Origin of the sequence: Trichocoleus sp. ST-U2, assembly GCF_039961875.1 — a bacterium.
GTDB lineage: Bacteria > Cyanobacteriota > Cyanobacteriia > Cyanobacteriales > FACHB-T130 > FACHB-T130.
This window is the reverse complement of sequence record NZ_JAMPJY010000031.1, coordinates 1-10,459: the sequence shown is the minus strand read 5'-3', so window position 1 is coordinate 10,459 and position 10,459 is coordinate 1. Positions and strand designations below refer to the sequence as shown.

At 46.8% G+C, this 10,459-nt stretch carries 6 protein-coding genes and 1 pseudogene; 1 reads left to right on the top strand and 6 read right to left on the bottom strand.

Annotation, left to right across the window (positions count from 1 at the left end; all coding sequences use genetic code 11):
- Positions 1-84 precede the first annotated feature (84 nt).
- From NC996_RS19135 to NC996_RS19115, 5 genes are all read right to left on the bottom strand, one after another.
- Positions 85-723, bottom strand: a complete 639-nt coding sequence (locus NC996_RS19135) for a response regulator transcription factor (RefSeq protein ID WP_190685181.1) — start codon at positions 721-723, stop codon at positions 85-87.
- An 8-nt stretch (positions 724-731) separates the two neighbouring features.
- Complete coding sequence (locus NC996_RS19130; protein ID WP_190676243.1) at positions 732-2,222, bottom strand: response regulator; 1,491 nt, start codon at positions 2,220-2,222, stop codon at positions 732-734.
- Between the two features lie 2 nt (positions 2,223-2,224).
- Positions 2,225-8,206 carry an AAA family ATPase gene (locus NC996_RS19125; RefSeq protein WP_190685183.1) on the bottom strand — a complete coding sequence of 1,994 codons (5,982 nt, stop codon included), beginning with the start codon at positions 8,204-8,206 and terminating at the stop codon, positions 2,225-2,227.
- A gap of 102 nt (positions 8,207-8,308) precedes the next feature.
- A complete protein-coding gene (locus NC996_RS19120) occupies positions 8,309-8,947 on the bottom strand; it encodes a response regulator transcription factor (protein WP_190685181.1) in 639 nt (212 codons plus the stop codon).
- A gap of 8 nt (positions 8,948-8,955) precedes the next feature.
- On the bottom strand, positions 8,956-9,558 hold the full coding sequence (locus NC996_RS19115; RefSeq protein WP_339380295.1) for a sensor histidine kinase: 603 nt from the start codon (positions 9,556-9,558) through the stop codon (positions 8,956-8,958).
- A gap of 97 nt (positions 9,559-9,655) precedes the next feature.
- On the opposite strand from NC996_RS19115, the gene NC996_RS19110 reads away from it, so the two are divergent.
- Positions 9,656-9,931, top strand: coding sequence for a hypothetical protein (locus NC996_RS19110; protein WP_190685178.1), 276 nt, complete (start codon positions 9,656-9,658; stop codon positions 9,929-9,931).
- 270 nt (positions 9,932-10,201) lie between these two features.
- Here the strand turns inward: NC996_RS19110 and NC996_RS19105 are convergent.
- Positions 10,202-10,459: pseudogene (locus tag NC996_RS19105) on the bottom strand (photosystem II q(b) protein); the annotation flags it as partial.

Sequence of the window (10,459 nt, the reverse complement as noted above, 5' to 3'; positions counted from 1 at the left end):
GGACAAGGGGAACTTCCGATGTCTTGCGGGCTACCGAGCATCGCTACTTCGGCGCTTCTATAACTTGCAATCGAGTTGTATCTCCTACGGCAGAGCGACAATCCCTCGCTTCAGGGCGATGATTACTGCCTGTGTACGGTCATTAACGTTCAACTTGCTTAAAATATTGTTGATGTGAGACTTGACCGTACCCTCGGTAATCGTTAGGGCTTCACCGATTTCCAGATTACTCATCCCAGCCGTCATTAGCTGTAGGACTTCGCTTTCTCGTTTACTAAGTTCCGGGCTGTTCATCCGCTCCGCCAGTCTAGCTCCCACTTCCAACGGAATGAACGATCGCCCTGCATGGACAGCCTGAATGCAAGCTAGCAGTTCCTCACGGGGTGTGTCTTTGAGCAAATAGGCTTTAGCACCAGCTTGCAGTCCTCGATAAATGTCCTCGTCGCGATCGTAGGTTGTTAACACGATCAGGCGAGCAGTAGGAACCTTTTTGCGAATTGCTGCGATCGCTGATACACCATCCATCTGAGGCATCTGCAAGTCAATTAAAGCAATGTCGGGTTGGAGTTGGGTAAACAGTTTAACTGCCTCACATCCGTTGTTTGCCTGACCCACAACGGTGATGTTTGCCTTCGGATCGATTTCAAGCATGGCAGCGATTCCAGCTCGTACAATGGGATGGTCATCTGCAATCAAGATGCGAATCGGTTGTTTCTGGCTCATGATGCATCTTATTCTCTAGCAGTTGTTTGGGAGGGCATATCAATCGCAAGAGGCACAATAGCTATCACCTCTGTCCCTTGTCCCGGTTGGCTAGCGATTGTTAACTGACCACCCAGCCTCTGGATGCGCTCGTGCATTCCTAAAAGACCAAAGCCTTTCCCGTTTTGCCGTTCAGGATTAAAACCCTGACCATTGTCCCGCACGCACAGACTGACGGCTTGAGAACCGAACGTTAATTCAACTTGAACCGCATTGGCATGGGCGTGTTTGAGGGCATTGACGAACGCTTCCTGAGCAATACGCAGCAGATTAGTTTCTACGTCGGAAGGTAGCGGGTATTGCGTCTCCTCAATAGTACACTCACCTTTAATCGGTGTACCTGCGGTTAATCCGTGAACTAAACTTTTCAGCGCCTGCGAGAGACTACCCTGTTCTAGCACCTGAGGGCGTAGCGCCCAAACCGATCGCCGTGCCTCTGCCAAACCATCACGGGCTAAGTTGTGTGCCTGGATCAGGTGGTTTCGTGCTTTGGAGTCTTCTGGTACGACGACTTTAGCGACTTCCATATGTACGATGACACCCGTTAATGCCTGGGCGAGGGTGTCGTGGATCTCGCGAGCCATGCGGTTGCGTTCTTCCAGAATTGATGCTTCTTCGGCGCGTTTGCGATCGCTAATATCCCGTGCCAACCAAATGACTAAATCTTGGGAAATAGGCGAAATGCGGGTAGCAAACCAAATTTCTCGCCCTCCCATAGTCAGTCTGTACTCAACATTAAGTATTTGTTGGGTACTGAGAGCTTGTTGGATGTAGCAAAGAAAGATAGCGGCTTGCGGTTGCTCGAAAATCTCGTGCAACGTCCTACCAATTTGCTCATCAGCAGGTTTGTATAATTGCTCCGGCGCAAGCGGTACAAGCTTTAAAACACGTCCTACCGAATTAATGACGAAGAGGGGATCGGGTATTGCTGCAAAGAGCGCCCGGAGTTCCGATTCGGAGGCTTGCAGCGCTTCTTGTGCCCGTTTCCGCTCATGTTCTATTCGCTTGCGATCTTCAATCTCTTGACTAAGCCGTGCATTTTGCTCCAAAAGTTGCTTAGAGAACCGACTGAGGCGTAATTGGTTCTCTACACGCGCTAAAACCTCTCGAACTTCAAAGGGTTTGGTAATGTAGTCTACTCCACCCACAGAAAAGGCTTTTACCTTATCGAATACTTCATGCAAGGCGCTGATAAAAATAACTGGAATGTCTTGAGTAGTTAGAGACGTTTTTAGCTCTTTGCAGACTTCATAGCCATCCATGTCTGGCATCAGGATATCCAACAATATCAAATCAGGTGAGGAGACTTGTACAAATTGAAGAGCCAGTTGACCGTCCGGAGCAAGGCGCACGATATACCCTTGCTCCGATAACATCCCGGCTAAAAGCTGTAAATTTTCAGGGATATCATCAACAATTAAAATGGTTTCTTTTGACGCAGAGTTTTGAGCATTATTCATATTTAATCAGTTGCGGGTTGCATGAAAGCCAATAACTGCTTATACTTAAACCCTTTCGCTAAAACTGCGATCGCTCCTGCCAAAGGAGCGTTGAGTTCGCGAATTTGAGTGATGCAGGTTTCAATCCGCTCTATATCGAGTGCGAGGATGGCTTGGTGGAGGTTAGCGACTAAATCGGGGGGTAGTGCAGCAAGGGCAGCAGGTGTCAAGACATCGGCACTCGAAAGGCGATCGCTCTGCTGATTAGGTTGTGGGGCTGTTCTGCTGGTTGGTTGCTGACTATTAATATCAACAGTTTCAATCCTGCTAACAGTAATATCAAACTTGAAGACTGTCCCCTTACCAACCTGAGAACTGACGCTAATATCTCCTCCCATCAGTTGCACGAAGGAACGGGCAATGGTTAACCCTAAGCCGGTTCCTTCCTGGAACTTGCGATCGGCTTTTGCTTGCACGAAGGCTTTAAAAATGCTGTCTAACTCATCAGGGGCAATCCCAACCCCGGTATCTTCAATTTCAAAGGTAATTGTTGTTTGTTGTTCGGACTTCCTTTTGACTTTTAGACATACACTGCCTGCTTTAGTAAACTTAATGGCATTAGAAAGTAGATTAATTAGCACTTGCCGCAACTTAACCTCATCGGTGCGGATATATTCAGGAACTTCTACAGTCCGCTCAAAGAGCAAGTGCAATCCCTTATTGTTCGCCTTAAGTTGGAACATATTTTCTAAGTCGCTTAGAAAGCGACAGAGGTCAAAGTTTGCTTCGTTGAGCGCCATCTGTCCTGCTTCAATTTTGGATAAATCTAAGACTTGGTTAATTAAGGTGAGCAGGTGTTCTCCGCTACGGGCGATGATGCTCAGATTTTCTTGGTGTTCTGGAGGGAGATAAGACGAGTTACCCATCAGTTGGGCAAAGCCAAGAATGGCGTTGAGAGGAGTTCGCAATTCGTGGCTCATCTGTGCTAAGAACGTGTTTTTGGCTATTTCCGCTTGCCTGCGTTTTGTGACGTCTTGAAACGCCGCAATCGCATAAGCAATGTTGCCGTTTTCATCAAAGATTGGAGTACCACGACTCTCAATAGGGATAATTTTGTTGCCTTGATGAACTTCCATATCATCCACGGCTGAGCGATCGCCCTGCAAAGCTCGAAGTATAGGTATTTGTTCCTTTGGGTACGGTTGATTAGTTCCCGCTCGATAGAGTTGATAAGCTTCTGGCAATTGCTCTATTGTCGTAGATGGAATAACGTCTTTACCAAGAAGCTGTTTTGCAACAAGATTGACGTAGCAAGGTTTGCCATTGGCATCAAGGATTGCCACGCCCATTGGCATTGCCTCTAGGAATTGAGTCAGCCTACTTTCGTTAGCACGCACTTCAGCGTAGAGTTTAGCAAGATCAATGGAGATTGCAGCTTGGGAGGATAAGAGCTTTAACACTTCCAAGCGACCGGGTGTAAAGGCTTCTGTGGTGAGATTATTTTCGAGATATACGATACTAACGAGTTTGCCTCGATCAATCAGCGGCGCACAGAGAATTGATTTTGGTTGATGCGCTTGAATGTAAGGGTCATTGGTAAATTTTCCTTCTCTGCTTGCATCGTGTAAAACGACAGTTTCCTTGGTTCGAGCAACATAATTGGCGATCGCTGTAGAAACATCTCCGCTATCAATGGGTATTGACTGCAATACTGCAACCTGCTCTTGCTCTACTCTGCCTGAAGCTTCAATCAAAAGTTTGCCTTGCGTTTCCAAAATCAGAAACCCCTTTTGCGCCCCAGCATTCTCGATGAGAATTTTCATCAACGATGTCAGTAACTTATCCAGCACAATTTCGCTAGAAATTGCCTGAGACGCTTTCATCACAGTGGCTAAATCCAACGATGAGCCGGAGCGATTGCCAGTAGTGGTTGTAGGATTGGTCGTACCCGGATCTGTCGTGCGAGTAACTGCTGGAGATTGAGTCAATAACTGCGGATATCTAGCTTCCAAATCTGCAACCTTAGCTTTGGCACCCCAGCGCCCATAGCAATAGTGTGCCTCTTTCATATAGGTTTGGGCAAACTTTTTCCTACCACGAGATAGGTAAAATTTGGCAGCTAATTCATAGGCTAATGCTTCTTCTTGGATATATCCATTTTCCTTGGCTCCTTGGATAGCTTGTTCGTAGAATTCTTCGGCTTCAAACAACTGACCCAAAGCTCCTGCTGTCTCGGCTTGCACCAGATGATATTTATGCAAATAATTCATTGGTGCATAATGTGCCCATTGTTTCATTTTCTCCTGGCTAACAGCAACGTTTTTAAGGATTTCCTCCTGCGCTTGAGTGCTGCTTTCAGGATATGTTGCGAGTCTTGCAAGAGAGTTATAGAAGTAGTACAAAGGAACAAGGTGTATCGCTTTTGCTTGGAACACCTGACTTTCCACTAGGGCTGATTTTTCAACTGCCTGGGCATACTCAGAAAATAGATAGCAGAGGAAAAATTTGTGAAAATAGACACTAAAGATTGCGCCTCCATCATTGGCTGCTTTGTGTTGTGGCAATCCCTTCTCCTCATTGTAGAATTCGCCAATTAGACGGGTTGGATTGACCGAGCATCCCATCAGATTTAAGACAGACTGGTGAAATATTTGATTCCAGGTTAGTGCTGTTTCCTGTTTGATTTGACGGATTGCTTCACTGTATGTCGTCATCTCGCGTTCAAGTTCTACGAGTTCCTTTCCGACGACAAAGGAGTGGAAGCAGTAACCGTAAGCGCAATAGGCAGCAAACTCTAAATCCCCAGTTTCCAGTCCACTTTGATAGCCTTCTAGAAATGGCTCCAGTGTTTCTCTAACATGCTCTTTCCAGTGGATGATGAGGAAACTTACGTGCGACAATATCCTAGCTCTAAGGGAATGGGTATTCTGCTTTGACAACAACCTGAGAGCCACCTGTCCAAACTGGTAACCCGACTCTATGTTTCCGACCATCCCACAAAGAATGAACCCACCAAAATTGGCATAGGCAAAGGGAGAGACAGACGCATTGCCATAGTGGATGGACAAGTTGACCTGTTTAGATGCTAGTATTGGCAGCAGATCGGGAGCAGCAATATAGGCAGGAATCGCTATCCTTAATAGGATTTGCATCGCCGCCAACTTGTCCGGCTCGGTCATTTCCGGCAAGTGGATCAAGTCCCCGATTGGCTTGTCATGGAAGTGGGATGCGATCGTGTCTAGTTCGAGATGAATATCAGACTGGCTGGGCGTTTCGGGAAAACTAATCCCCAGTTGCTGCAAAACCTGCAATCCAGTATCAATCGCCTTCAATGGCTGGTTCTGCGCGATGTCGGTTTGAATTTTAACTTCGTAAGCTTTCACGGTGTCGAGAACCGTTTTAGCTTCTTGTAGAATGATTCCTACCCAAAATTCTACCTGCTCAAAATCGCCACACAAATACGCAATTTCTGCTGTTTCTAAATATAAATCTAATGTCAGATTATAGTTTGTTTGCCAGCTATAAACTGCCAGCCATTCTCTCCCTGTAGCTAAATATTTTTGAGCCATATTATAGGCGCTCGCTGCTTTGGCTTTCTGACCTGCAATTAAATTTAATTGAGCAATTTCATCTCCTTCTGATTGAGCGGTGACCAGTTCAATCCCATGATTCAGATGGTCAACAATTTCAAACAGCCTCTCTAATAGTCCCTCTGGAGAAGCTTTTTTCAGTAAATTGCGACCAATTTGTAGATGAACAACTTGTCTGTGCGACTCATCAATCAAGGCGTGTGCTGCTTGCTGCACTCGATCGTGCAAAAAATTATACTCTTGAACTAACAAGTTCTCGTCTAATTCACACTTTGGCAGGATTAAGCCTAGCTGAATTGCTGCCACTAAGTGAGAAAAAATTTCTGCTGGTGATTTTTCACAGATTATCGAGAGGGTATTTAAGTCAAAATCAGCACCCACACAAGCAGCTAATTGTAATATCTGCTGTGTGACTTGAGGCAGTTTCTTCAACTTGTCAATCATCAACTCTACTACATTGTCAGTGATGTTCTTTGCCTCAATTTGAGATAAATCCCAGTTCCATTTTGGATTTTGGGTCTCACCTTTGGTGCGCTTCCAGCGCAACTTAGATTTTGGATTATGAAGGTCAGGGAGGTTAAAGGTAATTAGGTTTTCCTGATATAGCGTTTTCAGAAACTCATTGACAAAGAAGGGATTACCTCCAGTTTTACGCTGCACTAACTCTGCCAAGGGTTGGACTGAAGCCCTGTCACAGTTTAATGTCTCGGCAATCAGTTGAGCGATCGCTTCTGGCGCTAGAGGAGCTAATGTCATTTGGTTAATTGTTACTCCTTCCCTTCTTAGGCGCTCGCTCGTCATCATCAACTGATGAGAGGATTCGACTTCGTTATCCCGATACGCTCCGATTAAAAACAAATATTGCGTCTCACTATCTGTCATCATCAGCTCAATTAATTTGACTGTTGCAGAGTCCATCCACTGAAGATCGTCTAGAAAGATGACCAGGGGATGTTCTTCTGAGCAGAATACTCTGATGAAACTTTGAAAAACTCGATTAAATCGGTTTTGAGACTCAGTTGGCCCTACCTCTGGCACAGCAGGCTGTTTGCCAATAATCAGTTCCACTTCCGGAATAACATCAATGATGACTTGCCCGTTCGCACCCAAAGCTGCTAAGAGTTTGTCTCGCCACTTTTGCAGTTGAGATTCAGGTTCACTCAATAGTTGCTGCGCTAACTCCTGAAAGGCACTGACGACAGCTGAGTAGGGAATATTGCGTTGAAACTGATCGAATTTGCCGGAAATGAAATAGCCCCGCTTCTGGGTAATTGGTTTATAAATCTCTTGCACTAGGGCTGACTTGCCAATACCGGAATAACCCGCTATCAGCATCATTTCAATTTTGGATTGGGGAATAGTGACTGGGGACAAGGAGGACAAGGGAGAATTTTCTGTCGAGATGTTGGTAAAAACTGCTCCCCTATCTCCCCCCTCTTGCTTGTCTCTTCCCGCTACTCGCTCAAATGCAGTTAGCAGCGTTTCTACCTCTCGCTCTCTGCCATACAGCTTCTGTGGAACTTGAAACTTATCGGAAATATCTTGAGTCCCTAATGGAAACGCTACAATGTGCCTGTTTGTCTTTAACTGTTGTAGGCATTCTTCTAAATCTGCTTTAATTCCCCAGGCACTTTGATACCGCTCCTCAGCGTTCTTTGCCATCAACTTCATAACGATGCTCGAAACCATTTGAGGAATTGCTGGATTAATTGTTGATGGGGGCAATGGCTCTTTAGCAATATGACAATGCACTAACTCCATTGCATCAGTCGTTGTAAAAGGCAGCTTCCCAGTGAGCAGTTCATAGAAGGTGACACCTAGCGAGTAAAAGTCCGTTCGGTAATCCAGGAAACGGTTCATCCTTCCGGTTTGCTCCGGTGATATGTAGGCTAGAGTACCTTCTAAAACATTGGGATTTCTAAACGTAGGATTTGTCCGACTTAAGCGGGTAGCAATGCCAAAGTCGATGAGTTTGACTATCCCGGTGGCTGGATTCAGGACAATGTTGCTGGGGCTGATGTCTTTGTGGATGATATTACTGCTGTGAATCCTCCCCAAAATCTCTGTAATTTCGATGGCAAGGCAGAGGAATTTGGGTAAGGGTATTGGAAACTCCCCTTCCAATTCATTCACCAATTTCGCTAAGGACTCGCCCCCAAAATCCTCAAGAATTATCACTAGAGTTCGCTGATAATCTTGCTGACTGTAAGCCTTAACAACCCCATCTATGTTGAGCGATCGCGTAATTTCATATTCCTGTTTGTAGCGGGTGAGTTCGACTGGAGTGGGATAATCTTCTTTGAGTACCTTGAGGATGACAGGTGTATTGTCGTCTTCTCGTATCCCTCGATATACCAGCGAATTAGCACTTTCGTAGATTTTGGCTGTGATTGCAACCTGAGGCAGGGAAATCATAGATATTGCTCTGTAAGTGGACAAGGGGAACTTCCGATGTCTTGCGGGCTACCGAGCATCGCTACTTCGGCGCTTCTATAACTTGCAATCGAGTTGTATCTCCTACGGCAGAGCGACAATCCCTCGCTTCAGGGCGATGATTACTGCCTGTGTACGGTCATTAACGTTCAACTTGCTTAAAATATTGTTGATGTGAGACTTGACCGTACCCTCGGTAATCGTTAGGGCTTCACCGATTTCCAGATTACTCATCCCAGCCGTCATTAGCTGTAGGACTTCGCTTTCTCGTTTACTAAGTTCCGGGCTGTTCATCCGCTCCGCCAGTCTAGCTCCCACTTCCAACGGAATGAACGATCGCCCTGCATGGACAGCCTGAATGCAAGCTAGCAGTTCCTCACGGGGTGTGTCTTTGAGCAAATAGGCTTTAGCACCAGCTTGCAGTCCTCGATAAATGTCCTCGTCGCGATCGTAGGTTGTTAACACGATCAGGCGAGCAGTAGGAACCTTTTTGCGAATTGCTGCGATCGCTGATACACCATCCATCTGAGGCATCTGCAAGTCAATTAAAGCAATGTCGGGTTGGAGTTGGGTAAACAGTTTAACTGCCTCACATCCGTTGTTTGCCTGACCCACAACGGTGATGTTTGCCTTCGGATCGATTTCAAGCATGGCAGCGATTCCAGCTCGTACAATGGGATGGTCATCTGCAATCAAGATGCGAATCGGTTGTTTCTGGCTCATGATGCATCTTATTCTCTAGCAGTTGTTTGGGAGGGCATATCAATCGCAAGAGGCACAATAGCTATCACCTCTGTCCCTTGTCCCGGTTGGCTAGCGATTGTTAACTGACCACCCAGCCTCTGGATGCGCTCGTGCATTCCTAAAAGACCAAAGCCTTTCCCGTTTTGCCGTTCAGGATTAAAACCCTGACCATTGTCCCGCACGCACAGACTGACGGCTTGAGAACCGAACGTTAATTCAACTTGAACCGCATTGGCATGGGCGTGTTTGAGGGCATTGACGAACGCTTCCTGAGCAATACGCAGCAGATTAGTTTCTACGTCGGAAGGTAGCGGGTATTGCGTCTCCTCAATAGTACACTCACCTTTAATCGGTGTACCTGCGGTTAATCCGTGAACTAAACTTTTCAGCGCCTGCGAGAGACTACCCTGTTCTAGCACCTGAGGGCGTAGCGCCCAAACCGATCGCCGTGCCTCTGCCAAACCATCACGGGCTAAGTTGTGTGCCTGGATCAGGTGGTTTCGTGCTTTGGAGTCTTCTGGTACGACGACTTTAGCGACTTCCATATGTACGATGACACCCGTTAATGCCTGGGCGAGGGTGTCGTGGATCTCGCGAGCTCGCTCCTCACAATCCTTTGATAGTGTGTGCTGTGCATCCCACGGAACCAGATAGTGATCGCTGTCTCAACTTCTGACTCCCTACCGAGTGAAGCTAGACTTCGGAGCGCCGAAGTCGATCGCCCTCTTGAATTCTAACCCCCTGCTGAATCGGCGGAAGTGTGGGTACCAGAGGGAACAGCGAGATCGCTTAAATGTACTTCAACGTTCGGCTTGCAGTCCAGCTTATCCAGGCGCAGGAATTCCCTCAGACCCACCGGATCTGAATTACCGACATCTCTACCCGAATTTCAAGGTTTTCCCGGCTGACCCCCACGGCTTCGACCGCGACAGTGACAGTGTTGACTCTAAAAAAGGTAAATGAGAGATGGGGAAAGGCACTCTCTCAGTTAAGCCGGAAAGATTATATATGTGACTCACTCTACCGCCAGTAACGAGGTCTGTCATACAACACTCTGGGTAGTGGGGACAGCATCTATCTCCAGCACATCTGGTCTACTGAGTCCGGGTGGAGTTTAGCTGCTCTGCCGAGATTCTTGGCATTAAATATAGTCTTTTCTATTTTATTGAGCGTCTTAAACAAAAAACGCCCTCCCTAACGGGAGAGCGTTTTGATTTAGCTAAGTTTTAGCAATTAGCCATTGATGCTAGGAGCAACCAGAGCCACTGGAGTAGACTCACCGGCAGCCAAGTCGAGGGGGAAGTTGTGAGCGTTGCGCTCGTGCATCACTTCCATACCCAGGTTGGCGCGGTTGATGACGTCTGCCCAAGTGTTGATCACCCGACCTTGGCTGTCAATCACTGACTGGTTGAAGTTGAAACCATTCAGGTTGAAGGCCATCGTGCTGATTCCCAAAGAGGTGAACCAGATGCCGACGACGGGCCATGCACC